16 protein-coding genes and 2 rRNA genes (1 of these 18 cut by a window edge) are annotated in these 20,182 nt (G+C 66.7%); 8 read left to right on the plus strand and 10 right to left on the minus strand.

Annotation, left to right across the window (positions count from 1 at the left end):
* The 6 genes from LCC91_RS13065 to LCC91_RS13090 form a co-directional block, all read left to right on the plus strand.
* A 23S ribosomal RNA gene (locus tag LCC91_RS13065) occupies positions 1-1,012 on the plus strand (it extends 1,875 nt beyond the left edge of the window).
* A 238-nt stretch (positions 1,013-1,250) separates the two neighbouring features.
* Positions 1,251-1,364, plus strand: a 5S ribosomal RNA gene (gene rrf / locus LCC91_RS13070).
* A 97-nt stretch (positions 1,365-1,461) separates the two neighbouring features.
* Positions 1,462-2,523 (plus strand): homocysteine S-methyltransferase family protein, encoded by a 1,062-nt coding sequence (locus LCC91_RS13075; protein ID WP_043701213.1) that lies wholly within the window; start codon positions 1,462-1,464, stop codon positions 2,521-2,523.
* Positions 2,524-2,600: 77 nt separating this feature from the next.
* The gene (locus LCC91_RS13080) at positions 2,601-3,326 is read left to right on the plus strand and encodes a GGDEF domain-containing protein (RefSeq protein WP_043701233.1); all 726 of its coding nucleotides are present in this window, start codon (positions 2,601-2,603) and stop codon (positions 3,324-3,326) included.
* A 22-nt stretch (positions 3,327-3,348) separates the two neighbouring features.
* On the plus strand, positions 3,349-4,212 hold the full coding sequence (locus LCC91_RS13085) for a MinD/ParA family protein (protein ID WP_224440956.1): 864 nt from the start codon (positions 3,349-3,351) through the stop codon (positions 4,210-4,212).
* 419 nt (positions 4,213-4,631) lie between these two features.
* On the plus strand, positions 4,632-4,961 hold the full coding sequence (locus LCC91_RS13090) for a DUF1840 domain-containing protein (protein ID WP_043701205.1): 330 nt from the start codon (positions 4,632-4,634) through the stop codon (positions 4,959-4,961).
* A 122-nt stretch (positions 4,962-5,083) separates the two neighbouring features.
* Here the strand turns inward: LCC91_RS13090 and LCC91_RS13095 are convergent, their stop codons facing one another.
* The 9 genes from LCC91_RS13095 to LCC91_RS13135 form a co-directional block, all read right to left on the minus strand.
* A complete protein-coding gene (locus LCC91_RS13095; RefSeq protein ID WP_043701202.1) occupies positions 5,084-6,064 on the minus strand; it encodes a tripartite tricarboxylate transporter substrate-binding protein in 981 nt (326 codons plus the stop codon).
* A gap of 91 nt (positions 6,065-6,155) precedes the next feature.
* Positions 6,156-8,072 (minus strand): potassium transporter Kup, encoded by a 1,917-nt coding sequence (locus LCC91_RS13100; protein ID WP_082007589.1) that lies wholly within the window; start codon positions 8,070-8,072, stop codon positions 6,156-6,158.
* Positions 8,073-8,142: 70 nt separating this feature from the next.
* Positions 8,143-9,408 carry a phenylacetate--CoA ligase family protein gene (locus tag LCC91_RS13105; RefSeq protein WP_058615969.1) on the minus strand — a complete coding sequence of 422 codons (1,266 nt, stop codon included), beginning with the start codon at positions 9,406-9,408 and terminating at the stop codon, positions 8,143-8,145.
* Between the two features lie 65 nt (positions 9,409-9,473).
* Positions 9,474-10,283, minus strand: a complete 810-nt coding sequence (locus LCC91_RS13110) for an ABC transporter ATP-binding protein (RefSeq protein WP_058615968.1) — start codon at positions 10,281-10,283, stop codon at positions 9,474-9,476.
* A 155-nt stretch (positions 10,284-10,438) separates the two neighbouring features.
* Positions 10,439-11,776, minus strand: coding sequence for an ABC transporter substrate-binding protein (locus tag LCC91_RS13115; protein ID WP_143897713.1), 1,338 nt, complete (start codon positions 11,774-11,776; stop codon positions 10,439-10,441).
* Between the two features lie 49 nt (positions 11,777-11,825).
* Positions 11,826-12,902: a branched-chain amino acid ABC transporter permease gene (locus LCC91_RS13120; protein WP_043701189.1), complete on the minus strand. Its 1,077-nt coding sequence runs from the start codon at positions 12,900-12,902 to the stop codon at positions 11,826-11,828.
* A gap of 15 nt (positions 12,903-12,917) precedes the next feature.
* The gene (locus LCC91_RS13125; protein WP_058615965.1) at positions 12,918-13,847 is read right to left on the minus strand and encodes a branched-chain amino acid ABC transporter permease; all 930 of its coding nucleotides are present in this window, start codon (positions 13,845-13,847) and stop codon (positions 12,918-12,920) included.
* A 16-nt stretch (positions 13,848-13,863) separates the two neighbouring features.
* On the minus strand, positions 13,864-14,649 hold the full coding sequence (locus tag LCC91_RS13130; RefSeq protein ID WP_043701187.1) for an ABC transporter ATP-binding protein: 786 nt from the start codon (positions 14,647-14,649) through the stop codon (positions 13,864-13,866).
* A gap of 30 nt (positions 14,650-14,679) precedes the next feature.
* Positions 14,680-16,626, minus strand: a complete 1,947-nt coding sequence (locus LCC91_RS13135; protein WP_043701184.1) for an AMP-dependent synthetase/ligase — start codon at positions 16,624-16,626, stop codon at positions 14,680-14,682.
* Between the two features lie 214 nt (positions 16,627-16,840).
* Between LCC91_RS13135 and LCC91_RS13140 the strand changes: the two genes are divergently transcribed.
* A complete protein-coding gene (locus LCC91_RS13140) occupies positions 16,841-17,557 on the plus strand; it encodes a Crp/Fnr family transcriptional regulator (RefSeq protein WP_143897715.1) in 717 nt (238 codons plus the stop codon).
* Positions 17,558-17,821: 264 nt separating this feature from the next.
* Complete coding sequence (gene htpG / locus LCC91_RS13145; RefSeq protein WP_143897717.1) at positions 17,822-19,759, plus strand: molecular chaperone HtpG; 1,938 nt, start codon at positions 17,822-17,824, stop codon at positions 19,757-19,759.
* 4 nt (positions 19,760-19,763) lie between these two features.
* Here htpG and LCC91_RS13150 read toward each other — a convergent pair whose 3' ends face one another.
* Positions 19,764-20,180 carry an organic hydroperoxide resistance protein gene (locus LCC91_RS13150; protein ID WP_043701179.1) on the minus strand — a complete coding sequence of 139 codons (417 nt, stop codon included), beginning with the start codon at positions 20,178-20,180 and terminating at the stop codon, positions 19,764-19,766.
* Positions 20,181-20,182 lie beyond the last annotated feature (2 nt).

A 20,182-nucleotide genomic window follows, 5' to 3' on the forward strand; every position in this document is an offset into this window, starting at 1 on the left:
CCGGTAAACGGCGGCCGTAACTATAACGGTCCTAAGGTAGCGAAATTCCTTGTCGGGTAAGTTCCGACCTGCACGAATGGCGTAACGATGGCCACACTGTCTCCTCCCGAGACTCAGCGAAGTTGAAATGTTTGTGATGATGCAATCTCCCCGCGGAAAGACGGAAAGACCCCATGAACCTTTACTGCAGCTTTGTATTGGACTTTGAACGGGCCTGTGTAGGATAGGTGGGAGGCTGTGAAGCGGTGCCGCCAGGTGCCGTGGAGCCGACGTTGAAATACCACCCTGGTGCGTTTGAGGTTCTAACCTGGGCCCCTGAATCGGGGTTGGGGACAGTGCATGGTGGGCAGTTTGACTGGGGCGGTCTCCTCCCAAAGCGTAACGGAGGAGCACGAAGGTACGCTAGGCACGGTCGGACATCGTGCTGGTAGTGCATAGGCATAAGCGTGCTTGACTGCGAGACTGACAAGTCGAGCAGGTGCGAAAGCAGGTCTAAGTGATCCGGTGGTTCTGTATGGAAGGGCCATCGCTCAACGGATAAAAGGTACTCTGGGGATAACAGGCTGATACCGCCCAAGAGTTCATATCGACGGCGGTGTTTGGCACCTCGATGTCGGCTCATCTCATCCTGGGGCTGTAGCCGGTCCCAAGGGTATGGCTGTTCGCCATTTAAAGAGGTACGTGAGCTGGGTTTAAAACGTCGTGAGACAGTTTGGTCCCTATCTTCCGTGGGCGCTGCAGATTTGAGGGAGCCTGCTCCTAGTACGAGAGGACCGGAGTGGACGCACCTCTGGTGTACCGGTTGTCACGCCAGTGGCATCGCCGGGTAGCTATGTGCGGAAGAGATAACCGCTGAAAGCATCTAAGCGGGAAACTCGTCCCAAGATGAGATCTGCCTGGGGGCTCGACCCCCCTGAAGGGTCGTCGTAGACCACGACGTTGATAGGCTGGGTGTGGAAGGCGAGCAATCGCTTGAGCTAACCAGTACTAATGGCCCGTGAGGCTTGACCCTATAGCTTTGTGGTGCAAAGCAACACAAGCGCACGCCACGTGGCGCTCCTCGAAGCAAAAGCCAACGAAAAGAGCGCTGTCGTGAGCACCGATGATCAGCGTCAGCAGCCGTCCGACAACTCGGGCGCGAAGCTCGATGAACGAACAAATAATGCGCCGCGCAAATCCGACGCGCGCTGACTTCGACTCTGTGAAGGTGGCCGCTGCCCCCGGGCAGCCGGCCACCCCGACCGGTTACGCCTGACGACCATAGCTGGGTGGTCCCACTCCTTCCCATCCCGAACAGGACAGTGAAACGCCCACGCGCCGATGATAGTGCGCTCCTCGCGTGTGAAAGTAGGTCATCGTCAGGCTTTATACAACCCAAGACCCCCGAGGCATCAAGCGATGTTTCGGGGGTTTTGCTTTGTGCGTACGTGGTGGAACATCCCGCCACGGCACAATCGAGGCATGACGGTACAGCATTACACGCGTGGCCAGGGCCTGGCCGTTTTGTTGGCGCAGCGCATCGTCCTGATCGACGGGGCGATGGGGACGATGATCCAGCGTTTTCGCCTGGATGAGGCGCAGTACCGGGGGGCGGGTTATCGCGGACAGGCCGTCGATCCGCGCTTCGCTTCGCATCCGGTGGACCTCAAAGGCAACAACGATTTGCTGAGCCTGACGCGGCCCGACGTGATTCAGCAGATCCATGAGGGCTACCTGGCGGCCGGGGCCGACATCATCGAGACGAATACTTTCGGGGCCACCTCGATCGCGCAGGCCGATTACGGCTTGCAGGCGTGGGCGCGGGAGATGAACGTGGCGTCGGCCCGCCTCGCGCGTGAGGCGTGTGACCGCTATGCGACGCCGCAGCGCCCGCGTTTCGTCGCGGGCGCCCTGGGCCCAACGCCGCGGACCGCGAGCATCAGCCCCGACGTCAATGATCCGGGCGCGCGCAACGTCACGTTTGACGAGCTGGAACAGGCGTACCACGAACAGGCGCTCGGCCTCATCGAGGGGGGCGCGGACGTGCTGCTGGTAGAGACGATTTTCGACACGCTCAACGCGAAGGCCGCGCTGTTTGCGATCGAGCGAGCGTTCGACGAGACGGGGGAGCGTTTGCCCGTGCTGATCAGCGGGACGGTGACGGACGCGTCGGGGCGGCTCCTGAGCGGCCAGACGGTAACGGCGTTCTGGGCCAGTGTTCGCCATGCGCGACCGCTCGCAGTGGGCTTGAATTGCGCACTGGGCGCGGCGCTGATGAAGCCCTATATCCAGGAACTGGCCCGCGTGGCGGAGGGAACGTACATCAGCTGCTACCCGAACGCGGGCCTGCCGAATCCAATGAGCGAAACAGGGTTCGACGAGACGCCCGCCGACACTGCGCGGCTGCTCCACGGTTTTGCGGCGGAAGGGCTGGTGAACATCATCGGCGGCTGCTGCGGGACGACGCCCGATCACATCGCCGCGATCGGAGTGGCCGTCGGCGGCTGCGCGCCGCGCGCGCTGCGCTGGCCGCGCGGGGCCTGATCCGGCACCGCGGCGGTGTCCGCATATACTCTGGCCCGTTGGGGGTCTGTGTCCACGTCACGGCCCCGGTGATGACCATGCGAGTGGCCGATCTGCGTCTCGACCATGCACGCGCGCTGTTGCGGCGTTCGGGGGTGGACGTGCCCGTCGCGGGCGATGTCCCAACCGCGCAGGAATTGCAGGCGATCATCGACGCGTTGTGCGAGTTGAGCGAGCGCGACGCACTCACCGGGTTGCCTAACCGCCGCGCGTTTTTGGGGCGCCTGGCGCAGGAACTCGACCGTTCCAGCCGGGCGGGCGAGACGGCATTGCTGCTGATGCTCGATATCGATCACTTCAAGTCCGTCAACGACCGCCATGGCCACTTGGCCGGTGACGCCGTTTTGCGCGCCGTTGCGCGCACGCTGCAGGAGCAGGTGCGTCCGATGGACACCGTTGCCCGCCTGGGGGGCGAGGAGTACGGGATCGTTCTGCCGAACTGCGGGCCCGGTGCCGGCGTCATGTTGGCCGAGCGGCTGCGGCAGGCCGTCGCCCAGCAGGCCATCGCCCTGCCCGACGGACGCTCGGCGCTGCACGTCACGGTCAGCATCGGCGGCGCGTATTCGCCGGCGTGGGTGCGCTCGACGGTCGAGCACTGGCTCGAGCGGGCCGACCGCCAGCTCTACGAGGCCAAACGGCAGGGCCGCAACCGGGTGATGATCGAGGCCGTGCCGGTGAGCGACGTTAGTGCCGAAGAGAAGCAGGCGCTGTTCGCGTGGAGCGATCCGGACGGCCTTATCATCGACCCCGCCGACGCGGTCTGAACGCCCGACGATGTCCGAGATCATGAACACACCCATGACCCCAGCCGCCCCCGCCGCTGCACCCGCCGGCGGCGTGTTGCTGCAGCCCAGCCGCGGCCGGGTCATCGCGATCACCAGCGGCAAGGGTGGTGTGGGCAAGACGTTTCTTTCGGCCAACCTCGCGGCGGCGCTGACGCGCCGAGGGCTCCGGGTGCTGGTGCTCGATGCCGATCTGGGGCTGGCCAACCTGGACGTCGTGCTCAACCTGTACCCGAAGCTCACGCTGCACGACGTGTTCACGGGCAAATGCGCGCTGGACGACGCCATCCTGAAAGCGCCGGGCGGCTTTTCGGTGCTGCTCGCGGGCTCCGGCATGGTGGAGTATTCGCGCCTGACGCCGGAGGTGCGCGACGATTTCCTGCGCCTCATGGAACAGGTGGTGCCGCGCTACGACGTGGTGCTGCTCGACACGGGGGCGGGGATCTCGGACGTGGTGCTGTTCACCCTGTCGCTGGCGAGTGAAATCCTGCTGGTGGCCACGCCCGAGCCGACATCGCTGACCGACGCCTACGCCACCATCAAGGTGCTGGCCACCCAACAGGGCCGCCAGCAGGTGCGGTTGGTGGTCAATCAGGCGGTGCGCCCCGGGGATGGACGCGCGATCACCGCGCAGCTGCAGGCGGTGCTCAACCGCTTCGTCGGTGCCGCGCTCGGCGGCGAGCGTTCTGCCGGCGGGGCGGCGGTGCGCCTGATCCACATGGGCGACATCCCTGTGGACAAAGCGGTGAAGGAGGCGGTCATGCGGCGGCAGTTGTTGCTGCTGCACACGCCCGGCTGTCCCGCGGCACTGGCGGTGGGGCAGATCGCCGGACGTCTCGTCGACACGGTCTTGAAAGCGATCGCATAAGACTGTGCTGCACGTGGGCTCTCCGGCCGCCACCACTGCCGCATCCCCCGCGCCGAACGACAGCCTCGCCACGCTCGAGCCGTTCGTGCCGCGCGCCGCAGCCACAGGGGGGCAAGCTGCTGGTCGTGTCGCTGCGCGGGCAGAGGAGCTCGTGGGGTAGGTGTACGTCGATGACCCGCAGGTCGGGTCCGCGGCGCTGACCGAGACCGACCGGCGCTTGTTGCGCACCTTCGAGCAGCTGATCCGCGTGGGCGCCGTTCGCCGGACCTTGTTGGCCCGCGGACGTACCCACGGCTTGATCGCCGTCAAAACGACGCTATCTATCCCGTGTCCCGGGTTGCGTGTTCGGGGCCGGGGCGGTCACAATGGCATAAATACCGTCCCGCCCTGGCGCGGGGTGCCTGACGGAGCCCACGACGATGCTGTACCGTTTCAAGTCCAAGGCCTGTGGTGACGTGGTGATGCTGGAGCCGACGGGGCGGCGCGTGCTCGAGATCCTGGGCAAGGATCCGGACGGCCCCGGCATCATCCTGCCGGAACAGATGCCGACGGCCATCGAGGCCCTGCAGGCGGCCGTCGCCGCGGAGGAGGCCGAAGCCGAGCGGCAGCGGCAGGAGGCGCAGGCGCGCGGCGAGGCGCCGCCCGTGCCGTGCGAGGAGCGTGTGCCGCTGCGCACGCGCGTGGCGCCGTTCATCGACATGCTGCGGCACAGCCTGCGCGAGCAGACCGAAGTGGTCTGGGGCGTCTGACGCCCGCGCCGCAGGGCGCTTGCGGCGGCGGCACCGCCTCGGCTTGCGTGTCCGCACGCGCGGCGGAAGGGGGCGGCCGCGTGCGGGACCGCCCGGGCCCCGCCGCGCCCGATCCGGCCGGGTCAGTCGGCGTACTGACCGGCGGCGTCCACGACCGCCTTGATCTTGGCGATTTCCTTCGCGACGAAGGCCTTGTGGCCCTCGGGCGTGGTGCGCTGGTCGTTGGCGACGATCGCGCCCAGCGCCTTTTGCTTCTGGATGAAGTCGGGGTCACGCAGGGCTGCGCGCAGCGCGTCGTTCAGGCGCTTGAGCACCGGCGCGGGCGTGCCCTTCGGGGCGTACATGCCGTGCCAGATCGTGAGGTTGAAATCCTTCAACCCCATCTCCTGCAGCGTCGGGTAGTGTTTCAGTGTTGGGTGATCGGACAGCGGCTTGGCGGTCGTGACCGCGAAGGCCTTGATGCGGCCGGCCTCGATCTGCTGCGCCGTGTTGGTGGTCTGGTCGCACATGACGTCGATGGTGCCGGCGATCAGGTCGTTCATCGCCGGTCCGGTGCCGCGGTAGGCGACCGTGGTCATCGATTTGTCGAGTTTGACCGCGTACTGCCACATCAGGCCGCACAGGTGCGACGCCGACCCGAGGCCGGCGTGGCCGAGGTTGAGCTTGCCCTGGTTGGCGCGGATGTAGTTTTCGAAGTCGCGGTAGGTGTTGGCTGGCAGTTGCGGCTTGCCCACCAGCGTCATCGGCACGTCGTTGATGATGCCCAGGTATTCGAAGTCCTCCAGCGGCTTGAACGGCAGCTTGCGGTACAGCGCCGGTGAGGCGGCCATGCCGATGTGCCACACGAGCAGCGTGTGCCCGTCGGGCGCCGCGCGCGCGACCTTGTTGGCGCCGATCGTGCCGCCCGCCCCCGCGGCGTTTTCCACCACGATGGTGGCGTTGTTGAGCTGCTTGCGCATCGATTCGGCCAACTGGCGGGCCACGGTGTCGGTTGGGCCCCCGGCGGCGAACGGCACGACGATGGTGATGGGCTTGGACGGGAACTCCTGGGCGGCCGCCGCGAAGGCGACGGTCGACAGCGTCAGGGCGAGAAGCGCTTTCATCGGGGAGGGTCTCCGGTCGGATGGATGGACACCCGGCGATGCTAGCCGCGGCGTATGCGCCGCGCCATCGGGGAAACCACACCCCCGGGGATCAGATCTCGATCTGGGCGCCCAACTCGACCACCCGGTTGGCGGGCAGGTTCAGGAAATCCGCCACCGACGCCGCATTGCGGTGCATGCCTGCGAACAGCTTTTTGCGCCAGGGCATCATGCCGCCGCCCCCCCTGGGCAGCACGATCTCGCGCGAGAGGAAATACGACGTCTCCATGTCGTCGAGCTGCACCCCGTGGCCGCGCAGCAGCTGCAAGGCCTCCGGTACGTCTGGATCGTTCTTGAAGCCGAAGTGCAGTACCACGCGCCAGCAGTCGTGGCCGAGGGGCTCGACCTCTACCCGCTTGTCGAAGCCGATCCAGGGCACCTCGTGGTGGCGCACGGAGACGAACAGATTCGTCTCGTGTAGCACCTTGTTGTGCTTGAGGTTGTGCAGCAGCGCGTTCGGGGTTACCCCGGTCTCGGCATTGAGGAACACCGCCGTGCCGGGCACGCGCACCGGCGGGCTCAGAAAGACCGAGTCGAGAAAGGGCTTGAGGTCGATGGCCTCGTCGCGCAGCCGTTCCGCGAGCAGCTGGCGCCCGCGCTGCCAGGTGGTCATCAGCGTGAACATGACGGCCCCGATGGCCAGCGGAAACCACCCGCCGTTGAACACCTTGACCGCGTTGGCGGTGAAGAACAGCGCGTCCACGACCAGAAACACGCCGGTCGCCGCCACGCACAGCAGCCAGGGATAGCGCCAGGCGTAGCGCACGACGAAGAAGGTCATCACCGTCGTGATCAGCATATTGATCGTCACCGCGATGCCGTAGGCCGAGGCCAGCGCACTGCTGGAGCCGAACAGCAGCACGGCGCCGACGATGCCGCCGTAGAGCGCCCAGTTGACCGACGGGACGTAGATCTGGCCGGTGTCGCGCACGGAGGTGTGCAGGATGCGCTGGCGCGGCAGGTAGCCGAGCTGGACCACCTGCTTGGTCACCGAGTAGGCCGCCGAGATCAGCGCCTGCGATGCGATCACGGTGGCGCAGGTGGCCAGGCCGATCAACGGCACCAGGGCCCAAGTGGGCGCCATCTCGTAGAACGGGTTGCTGACGTTCTCCGGGTGCTGCAGCAACATCGCCCCCTGCCCGAAGTAGTTCAGCAGCAAGGCCGGCATCACCAGCCCGAACCAGGCGAGCCGGATCGGCCGCTTGCCGAAGTGGCCGAGGTCGGCATAGAGCGCCTCGGCCCCGGTGACGCAGAGCACGATCGCCCCCAGCGAAACGAAGGCCAGGCCGGGGTTGTCGAGGATGAAGCGCAGCGCATGGTGCGGCAGCACCGCCTGCAGCACCGCCGGGTTGCGCACCAGGTGCATCAGACCCAGCAGCGCCAGCACCACGAACCAGACCGCGGTGATCGGTCCGAACAGCTTGCCGACGCTGGCGGTCCCGCGCTTTTGCACCGCGAACAGAGCGGTCAGCACCACGAGGGTCACCGGCACCACGAAGGGTTCGAGCCCCGGGGCCGCGACTTCCAGGCCTTCCACGGCCGACAGCACCGAGATCGCGGGGGTGATGATGGCGTCACCGAAGAAGATGGCCGTGCCGAAGATGCCCAGCACGAGCAGTCGCCGCCGCAGCCGCGGCCGATGCTCCACCGCCATCGAGGCCAGGGCGAGCATCGCCACCAGCCCCCCCTCGCCGTTGTTGTCGGCGCGCAGGATCAGCGTCACGTACTTGAGCGAGACGATGACCGTCAGCGTCCAGAACACCAGCGATAGGATGCCGAGGATGTTGTCCGGCGTAACGGACAGGTTGCCGTGCGTGAAGACTTCCTTGAGCGCATACAGCGGACTGGTGCCGATGTCACCGTACACGACGCCGATTGCGCCGAGCGTGAGCGCCGCCAGCTTCGAGCCGCCGGTCGCGGGGGAGGAAGGACGCGCCAAGGGTCGCCGGGGAGGTTGCGAGGCCTCCATTGTGCGCCTGTCCCGCCGGGCATGCAGCGGGATGTTGCGTTGCAGCAACGGCGGCGGCCCGGCGGGCCGCTCAATCGTAGACGCGCGCGTCCTCGATGACCTTGCCGTCGTTGGGTAGCGTGCCGACGGCGAGCAGTTCTACCTCGCCGTGCAGTTTGGTGACGGCGCGCAGGGATTCCTGCAGCGCGCGCTGCAGGGCTTCCGACGGGGCATCGGTCTCGACCCGCAGCGTCATGCGGTCGTCGGCCATGCGGCCGCTTACCACCAGCCGGGCGCGCCGCACTTCGGCATGGCGGCGCACGACTTCGGCCACCTGGGTCGGGTGCACGAACATCCCCTTGATCTTGGTGGTCTGGTCGGCGCGCCCGAGCCAGCCACGGATGCGCGTGTTGGTGCGCCCGGTCGGGCAGGGGCCGGGCAGCACGGCCGACAGGTCGCCGGTGCCAAAGCGGATCAGCGGATAGTCCGGGTTGAGGACGGTGACGACGACCTCGCCGACCTCGCCGTCGGGCACGGGGTCGCCGGTGCCCGGGCGCACGATTTCGAGGATCACGCCCTCGTCGACGACCAGCCCCTCGCGCGCGCTGGTCTCGTAGGCGATGAGGCCGACGTCGGCGGTGGCGTAGGCCTGGTACGCGGCGATGCCGCGCTCGGCGAGCCAATCACGCAGGCTGGGCGGAAAAGCCTCGCCGGAGACCAGCGCCTTGCGGATGGGTAGGCGTGTGCCGGCGGCTTCGGCCTTTTCGGCGAGGATGCGCAGAAAACTGGGCGTGCCGGTGTAGCCGACGGGGCGCAGGTCGGCGATCGCGGCGAGCTGCTGCTCCGTGTTGCCCACGCCGGCGGGGAAGACGGTGCAGCCGATCGCCTGCGCGCCCGCTTCCATGATCCACGCGCCGGGCGTCAGGTGATAGCTGAAGGCGTTGTGCACGAGATCGCCCGCTTCGAAGCCCGCGGCGACGAGCGCCCGGGCGCTGCGCCAATAGTCCGTGGCGTACCCTTCCGGTTCGTAGATCGGCCCGGGCGACTGAAAGACGCGCCGGGCGCCGCGCTCGCGCAAAAGCCCACGCCAGCCGATGGTGGCCAGGCCCGCGAACGGATCGCCACCGGCGGCGCGCGCGGCCTGCTGCTGCTCCATCAGGTCGTGCTTGCGCAGCACTGGGACGCGCGCCAGCGCGGCGCGCGACGTGATCGTCGCGGGATCGATGTCGGCGAGCCGCCGTGCCCAGGCAGCGCCGTGCGCGCGGGCGTGGGCGATCAGGCCGGGCAGCGCCGCAAAGAGCGCGGCTTCGCGTTCGGCGGGGGAGCGGGTTTCGAGGGTGTCGAAGTGGGCGGGCATGGCGATGCGGGGTGGCGGGTCAGATCGAACCGGAGGGGAAAATAGAAGCCGGTGCGTACCGTGTGTCAGGCGAGCCAGCGCTTGCGGCGCTTGTAGCTCTTGACGTCGCGGAAGCTCTTGCGCTCGCCGCCGCCCATGCCGAGGTAAAACTCCTTGACGTCCTCGTTGTTGCGCAGGTCCTCGGCCTTACCGTCCATCACGATGCGGCCGGACTCCATGATGTAGCCGTAGTTGGCGTAGCGCAGCGCCATGTTGGTGTTCTGCTCCGCGATCAGGAAGGAGACGCGCTCCTTCTGGTTGAGGTCCTTGACGATCTCGAACACCTCCTCGACGATCTGCGGCGCCAGGCCCATCGACGGCTCATCGAGCAGCACGACGCTGGGGTTGGCCATCAGCGCGCGGCCGATTGCGCACATCTGCTGCTCGCCGCCGGACGTGTAGGCCGCCTGGCTGTTGCGGCGCGTCTTCAGGCGCGGAAAGTAGGTGTAGACCTTCTCCAGGTTGGCGGCGATTTCGCCCTTGTCCTTGCGCGTGTAGGCGCCGGTGAGGAGGTTTTCCTCGATCGTGAGGTGCGCGAAGCAGTGCCGGCCCTCCATCACCTGCACGACGCCGCGCTTGACCAGTTCCGCGGGGGTGAGGTTGTCGATGCGTTCGCCGCGCAGCTCGATCGAGCCTTTGGTGACCTCGCCGCGTTCGCCTTTGAGGAGGTTGGAGACGGCGCGCAGCGTGGTCGTCTTGCCAGCGCCGTTGCCGCCCAGGATGGCCGCGATGTCGCCCTCGGCGAGCTGCAGCGACACGCCCTTGAGGACGAGGATGACGTGGTTGTAGATGACCTCGATGCCGTTGACGGTGAGGACGGGAGCGGGTGTCGTCATGGAAAACCTCGGTAACGTTGGACGGGGGCGCGGGCACCACGCGTCAGCACCGCACGGCGGCGCTGGCGGATGGCGGCGGCAGGGGTGGCACGGGGGCGGTCCCCGTGCCTGTCCCGTTCACCCGGCGGCCGGCGCCGGATGAACGCCCGATTGCATCAGGACTGGCAGTCCTGCGGCGTGCGGCGCTGCAGCTTCTTCTCGGCCGCGTACTTGTCGGCCGCGGCCCGCACCATCGGCTTGAGGATCTGCTCGTCGGCCTGGTACCAGTCGCTGGTGAACTGCCACTTGCTGCCGTCCCAGGTGTGGATGCGCGCCCAGGCTGCCCCCATGTGGTCTTGGCAGCTGGTGGAGATCGGCCGCATCACACCTTTGAAGCCGAGCGCGTCCAGCTTGGCCTGCGTCAGGTTGAGGTTTTCCAGGCCCCAGCGCACCTGCTCGCCGGTCATGACCTTGCCCTTGCCGAAGCGCTCCTGCGCGGCGCGCACGCCCTCGACGGCGAGCATCGCGCTGATCGCCCCGCGCACGTACAGCACCGAGCCGACTTCGTCCTTCGGTCCGGTGCCCTGGCCCTTGGCGTGGACTTTCTCCAGGATTTCCTTGACGAACGGGGCGTTGGGCTCGGCACCGTGCTGCATGGTGACGGCGTTGTAGCCCTTGGCACCCGCACCGACGTCCTTGACATCGGGCTCGGCGCCGGCCCACCAGACGCCGTACATCTTCTCGCGCGGATAACCGACAGCCTGGGCTTCCTTCAGGGCAGAAGAGTTCATCACGCCCCAGCCCCACAGCAGCAAGTAGTCCGGCCGCAATTGACGCACTTGCAGCCACGTGGATTTTTGCTCCACGCCCGGAGGCGCCACCGGCAGCAGGCTGAGCTGGAAGCCATGCATCGCCGCGCGCTCCTGCAGCAGCGGGATCGGTTCCTTGCCGAACGGGCTGTCGTGGTAGACCAACGCGATCTTTTTGCCCCTGAGTTTGTCGAAGCCCCCTTCTTTTTTGGCAATGTGCTGGATCAGCACGTCGGCCGCCACCCAGTAGGTGCCGGCCAGGGGGAAGTTCCACTTGAAAACGCCCCCGTCTTGCGACTCGCTGCGGCCGTAGCCCACCGTCATCACAGGAATCTTGTCGATGGGGGCCTTTTCGGTCAGCGCGAAGGTGATGCCGGTGGACAGCGGCTGGAACATCGTGGCGCCGCCGTGCTTGCCCTTGAGGCGCTCATAGCACTCGACCCCGCGGTCGGTGGCGTAGCCGGTTTCGCACTCCTCCCAAATGATTTTGACGCCGTTGATGCCACCGCGCGCGTTGGTGAGCTTCAGGTAGTCGACGAAGCCGTTGGCCCACGGCACGCCGTTGGGGGCGTAAGCGCCGGTGCGGTACACCAGCACCGGGAAAAACTGTTCTTTGGCCTGCGCGTGTGCGGCGGTGCCCACCAGCGCGCTGGACAGGGCGGCCGCCGCGACAGCCACGGCGAGGACGGTGGAACGTAGCTTCATGGTCTGTCTCCTTCAGGTTGGAAGCACGGGTGGGGAAAAATCGTCGGTCTCAGTGCGGGAACGGCCAGATGCGCAGCTTTTGCTTGCCGATGCTCCACAACTTGGCCAAACCGTGCGGCTCGACGATCAGGAACCACACGATCAGCGCCCCGAAGATCATGTACTCGGCATGAGATACCGCGGCGGTGGAGACGTCAATCCCGAACAACCCGCCCAGCCAGGGCAGAAACTGGTTCAGGAAGATCGGCAGGATCACGATGAACGCGGCACCGAAGAAGCTGCCCATGATCGAGCCCAGGCCGCCGATGATCACCATGAACAGCAGCTGGAACGAGCGGTCGACGGAAAAGGCCGCCGGCTCCCACGAGCCCAGATGCACAAAGCCCCACAGCGCACCGGCGACGCCGACGATGAAGGAGCTGACCGCGAAGGCCGACAGCTTGGCGTACACGGGCCGGATGCCGATCACCGCCGCGGCCACGTCCATGTCGCGGATGGCCATCCACTCGCGCCCGATCGCCGAGCGCACCAGGTTCTTGGCCAGCAGCGCGAACACCACGACGAAGGTCAGGGCCAGCAGGTATTTCTCCTGCGGCGTGTCGATCCTCCAGCCGAAGACGTTGAGGTTGGAAACCGACACCGACCCCGAGGGGTTGTAGTTGGTGAACCAGCCGATGCGCAGGAACGCCCAGTCGCAGAAGAATTGCGCCGCCAGTGTCGCGACCGCCAGATACAGACCTTTGACGCGTAGGCTCGGGATACCGAAGAACATCCCGACGAGCGTCGCGCACAGGCCGCCGATCAGCAGCGCGGCGATGAGCGGCATCCCCTCGATGCGTACGAAGACGTTGTACGCCATGTACGCGCCCACCGCCATGAACGCGCCCGATCCGAGCGAGATCTGGCCGCAGTAGCCGACCAGGATGTTGACCCCGATCGCCGCGAGCGACAGGATCAGAAACGGAATCAGGATCGCGCGAAAGAGGTACTCGTCGGCGAGCAGCGGCACCCCGATGAACGCGAAGGCAACCAGGGCGAGGATGGCCCAGCGGTCCTGCGCGATCGGAAAGATCTGCTGGTCGGCGCGGTAGCTGGTCTTGAACTGGCCGTTTTCGCGGTAGAACATGGTGTGGCCTCCCCCTCAGACGCGGTCGATGATTTTTTCGCCGAACAGTCCCTGCGGACGGAACAGCAGGAACACCAGCGCCAGCACGTAGGCGAACCAGATTTCGATGCCGCCGCCCACGTAGGGGCCGAGGTACACCTCGGACAGCTTCTCGCCGACGCCGATGATGAGGCCGCCGATGATGGCGCCCGGCACCGAGGTCAGGCCGCCGAGGATGATCACCGGCAGCGCCCGCAGTGCGACGGTGGCGAGCGAGAACTGCACCCCCAGCTTGGAACCCCAGATCATCCCGGCGACCAGCGCGACGATCCCCGCCACCGTCCAGACGATGACCCAGATGCGATTGAGCGGAATGCCGATCGACTGCGCGGCCTGGTGGTCGTCGGCCACCGCGCGCAGCGCGCGGCCGGTGGCGGTTTTTTGGAAGAAGAGCGACAGCGTGGCCACCAGCACGGCAGCGATGCCGGCGGCGATCAGGTCTTCCTGGTTGAGCAGGATGCCGCCTTCGAACGTGTCCTCGAGGATGAAGATCGGGTCCTTGGGCATGCCGATGTTGATCTGGTAGATGTCGCTGCCGAAGATCGTCTGCCCCAGGCCGTCGAGGAAGTAGGTGATGCCCAGCGTCGCCATCAGCAGCGTCGCCCCCTCCTGGTTGACCAGGTGCCGCAGCACCAGCGCCTCGATCAGCCACGCGACGAGGAACATCAACAGCGCCGCGGCGAGGAAGGCGAGCACGTTGGCCAGCAGCAGGCTCTCGAAGCCGAACCACTGCGGAAACCACTCGGCAAAGCGCGCCATCGCCAGCGCGGCGAACAGCACCATCGCGCCCTGCGCGAAGTTGAACACGCCGGAGGCCTTGAAGATCAGCACGAAGCCGAGTGCCACCAGCGAATACAGCATGCCCGTCATCAGGCCGCCGAACAGGGTTTCGAGGAAAAAGGCCATCGTCGAGGCTCCTGGGTCAGTGGCTCGTGCCGAGATAGGCGCGGATGACGTCTTCGTTGTTGCGCACCTCGTCCGGCGTGCCGTCGCCGATCTTCTTGCCGTAGTCGAGCACGACGACGCGGTCCGAGATGTCCATCACCACCCCCATGTCGTGCTCGATCAGCACGATCGTGGTGCCGAACTCGTCGTTGACGTCGAGGATGAAGCGGCACATGTCCTGCTTTTCCTCGACGTTCATGCCGGCCATCGGCTCGTCCAGCAGCAGCATCTGCGGCTCCATCGCCAGCGCGCGGCCGAGGTCCACGCGCTTTTGCAGCCCGTAGGGGAGCTGGCCAACGGGCGTCTTGCGGTAGGCCTGGATTTCGAGGAAGTCGATGATGCGCTCGACCACCTCGCGGTGCGCGATCTCCTCGCGCTCGGCCGGGCCGATGCGCAGCGCCTGCAGGAAGAGGTTGCTCTTCATGCGCAGGTTGCGCCCGGTCATGATGTTGTCGAGCACGCTCATGCCCTTGAACAGCGCCAGGTTCTGGAACGTGCGCGCGATGCCCATCTCGGCGACCTGGCGCGAGTTCATGTGCTTGAACGTCTGGCCGCGGAAGGTGATCGTGCCCTCCTGCGGGGTGTAGACGCCGTTGATGCAGTTGAGCATCGAGCTCTTGCCGGCGCCGTTGGGGCCGATGATGGCGCGGATCTCGTGCTCGCGTACGTTGAAGCTGATGTCGGTCAGCGCCTTGACGCCGCCGAAGCGCAGGCTGATGTTTTGGACGTCGAGGATGACGTCACCGATTTGCTTGTGGGCCATGGAGCGTCCTGAAAATGCGTCGGGGCGGGCTCAGGCAGCGGCCTGCACGGGGGCGTAGGTCTTGGCGTCGACGATGCGCAGCGTCGCGCTGATGAGGCCCGTGCGGCCATCCTCGAACTTCACCTGGGTCTCGATGTACTGCTCGGTCTTGCCGCCGTAGAGCGCGTCGACCAGCACCGCGTACTTCTCGCCGATGAAGCCACGGCGGACCTTGTTGGTGCGGGTGAGCTCGCCGTCGTCGGCGTCGAGTTCCTTGTGCAGGATGAGGAAGCGGTGGATCTGGCTGCCCGAGAGCATGGCGTCGCGGCTGAGGTCGGCGTTGACCTTCTCGACGCATTCCTGGATCAGTGCGTACACCTCGGGTTTGCCGGCGAGGTCGGTGTAGCCGGCGTAGGGCAGGCCGCGTCGCTCGGCCCAGTTGCCCACCGCCTCGAAGTCGATGTTGATCATCGCGCATACCTTCTCGCGCCCGTCGCCGAACGCCACCGCCTCCTTGATGTACGAGAAGAACTTGAGCTTGTTCTCGACGTACTTGGGCGCGAACATCGCGCCGTCGTGCGGGCCGCCCTTGAGGCGCCCGACGTCCTTGACGCGGTCGATGATCTTGAGGTGGCCGCTGGCGTCGATGAAGCCCGCGTCGCTCGTGTGGTACCAGCCGTCGGCGTCCAGCACCTCGGCGGTGGCCTTGGGGTTTTTGTAGTACTCCTTGAGCAGCCCCGGCGAGCGCACCAGGATTTCCCCCGCGTCGGAGAGCTTGATTTCCACCCCCTCGCATGGCACGCCGACCGTGTCGGCGCGCACCTCGTGGTCCGGCTGCAGGCAGACGAACACGGCCGTCTCGGTCGAGCCGTAGAGCTGCTTGAGGTTGATGCCGATCGAGCGGTAGAACGTGAACAGGTCGGGGCCGATCGCTTCTCCCGCGGTGTAGGCGACGCGCACGCGCGAGAAGCCCAGGTTGTTGCGCAGCGGGCCGTAGACGAGGAGGTTGCCGATCGCGTACAGCAGCCGGTCACCCAGGCCGACCGGTTTGCCGTCCATCAGCTGCGGCCCGACGCGGCGCGCGACGTCCATAAAATAGTGGAACATCTTGCGCTTGAGGGCGCCGGAGTCCTCCATACGGATCATCACGCTGGTGAGCATCCCCTCGAAGATGCGCGGCGGCGCGAAGTAGTAGGTCGGCCCGATCTCCTTGAGGTCGATCATCACCGTGTTCGACGACTCGGGGCAGTTGACCACGTAGCCGCAGCACAGCCACTGCGCGTAGCTGAAGATGTTCTGGCCAATCCACGCCGGGGGCAGGTAGGCCAGCACTTCCTCCTTCTCGGTGAGCTTGTCGAACTTCGCCCCCACCTCCGCGCGGTTGAGCAGCGTGTAGTGGGTGTGCACGACCCCCTTGGGGTTGCCGGTGGTGCCGGAGGTGAAGAACATCGCCGCGACGTCGTCGGGCTGGCCCTTGTCGACCTCTTCCTGGAAAAAGTCCGGGTGTTCCTGGCAGAAGACGGCGCCGGCGGCCTCGATCTCCTTCAGGCCCGCGAGCCCCGGCGCGTCATAGTTGCGCAGCCCCCGCGGGTCGTCGAACAGGATGTGCTCGAGCTGCGGGCACTGCGTCCGGATCTCGAGCATCTTGTCCACCTGCTCCTGGTCCTCCACCACCGCGAAGCGCACCTCCGCGTTGTTGATGGGGAAGACGCATTCGGCCGCCACCGCGTCCTGGTACAGCGGCACCGGGATGGCGCCGAGCGACTGCGTGGCGAGCATCGTCGCGTACAGGCTCGGGCGATTGGCGCCGATGACCACCAGGTGCTCGCCGCGGCGCAGGCCGAGTTGGTGCAGCCCGGCGGCGAGGTGGCGAACGCGGTCGAGCATCTGGCGCCAGCTGGTCGTCTGCCAGATGCCGTATTCCTTCTCGCGCATCGCCGGGGCGTCGGGGCGGGCGCTCGCGTGCTGGATCAGCAGGCGGGGAAAGGTGGTGCGCATGGGGTCTCCTCTGCTGCGGCGGGCCGTGCGGACATGGCCCTGGCCACGTCTTGGGTGCCACTGTACGGCGAGATTTGACGCCTTTCTGTCCATCCGTTGACAATTCCCGCTGGGATTTTTCCTAATCGGGTTTTCCCTCATCGGGCGATCGCGCGAGGCTGCGACCATTGGTGCTTGCCCCTTGCTCGATGAGTCGCGTGTGGAGGTGATCCGGATGTCTGTGGTCAACCGGCTGCGTCAACGTGCCCGCCCGCTGACCGAGGAAGAACTGGCCAGCATTCCATGGTTGGCGCGCCTCGAGGAAGAGGCACGTGCACGCGCGCAGCGCGCCCTCATGGTCAGCGAGGCCGAGCCCGGGGACTACATCTGCCGCGTCGGGCGCCCGGTGACATACTGGTTCGGGTTGATCGACGGGCTGCTCAAAATGAGCAACGACGACAGCCAGGGGCCGATCATGACCTTCACGGGGGTGGCCCCGGGCGGCTGGTTCGGCGAGGGCACGGCGCTCAAGCGCGAGGCTTACCGCTACAACATCCAGGCGCTGCGCCGCAGCCGCGTCGCGGGGCTGCCGGTGGAGACGTTTCACTGGCTGCTGGATCACTCGATCGCCTTCAACCGCTCCGTGATGAACCAGCTCAACGAGCGCCTGGGCCAGTTCATCGCGGCGCGCGAGATCGACCGCATCGCCGACCCGGACGTGCGCGTCGCGCGCAGCCTGGCGAATCTGTTCCACCCGGGCCTGTTCCCGGGCGTCGGGGAGGTGTTGCGCATCACGCAGCAGGAGCTGGCGTATCTGGTGGGGTTGTCGCGCCAGCGCGTCAACCGGGCGCTGGCGCGCTGGGAGCAGGCGGGTGCGATCCGCGTCGAGTACGGGGGCTTGCGCGTGCTGGATCTCGCAACCCTGCGCGGGGCGGGGCGCGACCGGCTATGACGGACGCGGCGGTCCTCGCGCCGCCGTGCGCGTGCCATTGTGCGCACCGGGCGGGGGCGGGGGCGGATCACCGCGGCCGGGGCGTCGTGCCGGCGTGGGGCGCGCGGGCGTATCCCCGTGTCCAGTGCGCAGCCAAAGGGGGCTTGAATTCGCGCGGATCGCCCCGATCTGAGCCGGTCGTGGCGCGGCGGCGCACCTTCACCCCCGGGCGAGGCCTGGCCGCCGCTGACCGTCCTGTTTCTGTCTTTGCCGATACGACCGTCCATGAGCAAACACACCCACGCTTTCCAGGCCGAGGTGGCCCGGCTGCTGCACCTGGTCACGCATTCGCTCTATTCCAACCCGGACATTTTTCTGCGCGAGCTGATCTCCAACGCGTCGGACGCGTGTGACAAGCTGCGCTTCGAGGCGCTGGCCGACGCGTCGCTGTACGAAGACGCCCCGAACCTGGAGATTCGCGTCACCTTCGACAAGGCGGCCAAGACGCTGACCATCACCGACAACGGCATCGGCATGAGCGAGGCCGAGGCCATCGAGCACCTGGGCACGATCGCCAAGAGCGGCACGCGCGACTTCCTGCAGCGCCTCTCGGGCGACCAGCAAAAGGACGCGCAGCTCATCGGCCAGTTCGGGGTGGGTTTTTACTCGGGCTTCATCGTCGCCGACCGCATCACGGTGGAGAGCCGCCGCGCCGGGCTGCCGCCGGAGCAGGGCGTGCGCTGGAGCAGCGACGGCACCGGCGCGTTCGAGACCGAGACCATCACCCGCGCGGCGCGCGGCACCAGCGTCATCCTGCACCTGCGCGACGACAAGACGGAGTACCTCAACCGCTGGAAGCTCAAGTCCATCATTGGCAAGTACTCCGACCACATCAGCCTGCCCATCCTGATGCCCAAGGAGCAATGGGACAAGGACAAAGGCGAGTATGTGCTGCTGGAAGAGTGGGAGCAGGTCAACGCTGCGAGCGCCGTGTGGACGCGGCCGAAGAAGGACATCACCGACGAGCAGTACATCGAGTTCTACAAGAACCTGGCGCACGACGACGAAGCGCCGCTCGCCTGGGCGCACCACCGCGTCGAGGGCAGCACCGAGTACACGCAGCTGCTCTACATCCCGGCCAAGGCGCCGTACGACCTGTGGAACCGCGACAAGAAGGCCGGCGTCAAGCTCTACGTCAAGCGCGTCTTCATCATGGACGACGCCGAGTCGCTGATGCCGCTGTACCTGCGCTGGGTCAAGGGCGTGGTGGATTCGGCCGACCTGCCGCTCAACGTCAGCCGCGAGCTGCTGCAGGAAAGCCGTGACGTCAAGGCCATCCGCGACGGCAACACGCGCCGCGTGCTGTCGATGCTGGAGGAGCTGGCCGCGCGCGACCGCCTGCCCGAGGGCGAGGCGTGGGAGCAGCTCTCCGACGAGGAAAAGGCCCGTGCGCAGGCCGACGCCGGTAAGTACACGCGCTTCTGGGCCGAGTTCGGGGCCGTGCTCAAAGAAGGCCTGGGCGAGGATTTCGCCAACCGCGAGCGCATCGCCAAGTTGCTGCGCTTTGCGTCGACGGTGAGCGACGCGCCCACGGTGAGCCTGGCCGACTACAAGGCGCGCATGAAACCGGGGCAGAAGGCGATCTACTACCGGACCGCCAAAACCCTGGCCGCGGCCAAGCACAGCCCGCAGCTCGAAGTCTTCCGCCGCAAGGGCATCGAAGTGCTGTTGATGACCGACCGCGTCGACGAGTGGGCGCTGTCCTTCTTGCACGAGTTCGACGGCACCCCGCTGCAGAGCGTCGCCAAGGGCGCGGTGGACCTGGGCGAGTTGCAGGACGAGGCGGAGAAGAAAGCCGCCGAAGAGGCGGCCGAGGCGTTCAAGCCGGTGCTGGAGCGCTTGCGCGCCACACTCAAGGATCGCGCGAAGGATGTGCGCGTGACCAGCCGCCTGGTCGAGTCGCCCGCGTGCCTGGTGGTGGACGATGGCGAATACTCGCTGCAGCTGGCGCGGCTGCTCAAAGCCGCGGGGCAAAAAGCGCCCGAAGTCAAGCCCATCCTCGAGGTCAACCCGGAGCACGCGCTGGTGAAAAAGCTGGCCGACGCGGGCGAGCGCTTCGACGATTACGCCCAGATCCTTTTTGACCAGGCGCTGCTGGCCGAAGGCGGCCTGCCGGAGGACCCGGCGGGCTATGTTCGCCGGGTCACCGCGTTGCTGGTGTGATCGGTCAAGCCAGTGTCAGCGTGACGTCGATGTTGCCGCGCGTCGCATTCGAATAGGGGCAGACGCGGTGCGCGGCGTCGACCAGGGCCTGGGCCTGCGAACGATCCATGCCCGGCAGGTGGATGGTCATGCGCACTGCGATGCCGTAGGCCTCGCCCATCGGGCCGAGGTCCACTTCGGCGTCCACGGCCACATCGGCTGGCAAGGGGATCTTCTGCCGTGCCGCCACTGCCTTGAGCGCGCCGATGAAGCAGGCGGAATACCCCGCGGCAAACAGCTGTTCCGGGTTGGTTCCGGTGCCAGCGGTGCCCGGGGGGCTCAGGCGCACATCGAGCCGACCATCGTCGGCGCGTGAGGTGCCGTCGCGGCCTCCCGTGGTGTGTACGCGCGCGGTGTAGAGCACTTTGTCCAGAGCGGGCATAT

Source organism: Tepidimonas taiwanensis (genome assembly GCF_020162115.1).
In the GTDB taxonomy this organism is placed as follows: Bacteria; Pseudomonadota; Gammaproteobacteria; order Burkholderiales; family Burkholderiaceae_C; genus Tepidimonas; species Tepidimonas taiwanensis.

Bases quoted from the DNA above. Each gene is read 5' to 3' on its own strand.
- LCC91_RS13090 (WP_043701205.1), top strand. From the start codon at position 4,632: ATGCTGTACCGTTTCAAGTCCAAGGCCTGTGGTGACGTGGTGATGCTG.
- LCC91_RS13120 (WP_043701189.1), bottom strand. From the start codon at position 12,902: ATGTTCTACCGCGAAAACGGCCAGTTCAAGACCAGCTACCGCGCCGAC.
- LCC91_RS13135 (WP_043701184.1), bottom strand. From the start codon at position 16,626: ATGCGCACCACCTTTCCCCGCCTGCTGATCCAGCACGCGAGCGCCCGC.
- LCC91_RS13085 (WP_224440956.1), top strand. From the start codon at position 3,349: ATGAACACACCCATGACCCCAGCCGCCCCCGCCGCTGCACCCGCCGGC.
- LCC91_RS13110 (WP_058615968.1), bottom strand. From the start codon at position 10,283: ATGACGACACCCGCTCCCGTCCTCACCGTCAACGGCATCGAGGTCATC.
- LCC91_RS13095 (WP_043701202.1), bottom strand. From the start codon at position 6,064: ATGAAAGCGCTTCTCGCCCTGACGCTGTCGACCGTCGCCTTCGCGGCG.
- LCC91_RS13080 (WP_043701233.1), top strand. From the start codon at position 2,601: ATGCGAGTGGCCGATCTGCGTCTCGACCATGCACGCGCGCTGTTGCGG.
- htpG (WP_143897717.1), top strand. From the start codon at position 17,822: ATGAGCAAACACACCCACGCTTTCCAGGCCGAGGTGGCCCGGCTGCTG.
- LCC91_RS13115 (WP_143897713.1), bottom strand. From the start codon at position 11,776: ATGAAGCTACGTTCCACCGTCCTCGCCGTGGCTGTCGCGGCGGCCGCC.
- LCC91_RS13150 (WP_043701179.1), bottom strand. From the start codon at position 20,180: ATGCCCGCTCTGGACAAAGTGCTCTACACCGCGCGCGTACACACCACG.
- LCC91_RS13100 (WP_082007589.1), bottom strand. From the start codon at position 8,072: ATGGAGGCCTCGCAACCTCCCCGGCGACCCTTGGCGCGTCCTTCCTCC.
- LCC91_RS13075 (WP_043701213.1), top strand. From the start codon at position 1,462: ATGACGGTACAGCATTACACGCGTGGCCAGGGCCTGGCCGTTTTGTTG.
- LCC91_RS13125 (WP_058615965.1), bottom strand. From the start codon at position 13,847: ATGGCCTTTTTCCTCGAAACCCTGTTCGGCGGCCTGATGACGGGCATG.
- LCC91_RS13140 (WP_143897715.1), top strand. From the start codon at position 16,841: ATGTCTGTGGTCAACCGGCTGCGTCAACGTGCCCGCCCGCTGACCGAG.
- LCC91_RS13130 (WP_043701187.1), bottom strand. From the start codon at position 14,649: ATGGCCCACAAGCAAATCGGTGACGTCATCCTCGACGTCCAAAACATC.
- LCC91_RS13105 (WP_058615969.1), bottom strand. From the start codon at position 9,408: ATGCCCGCCCACTTCGACACCCTCGAAACCCGCTCCCCCGCCGAACGC.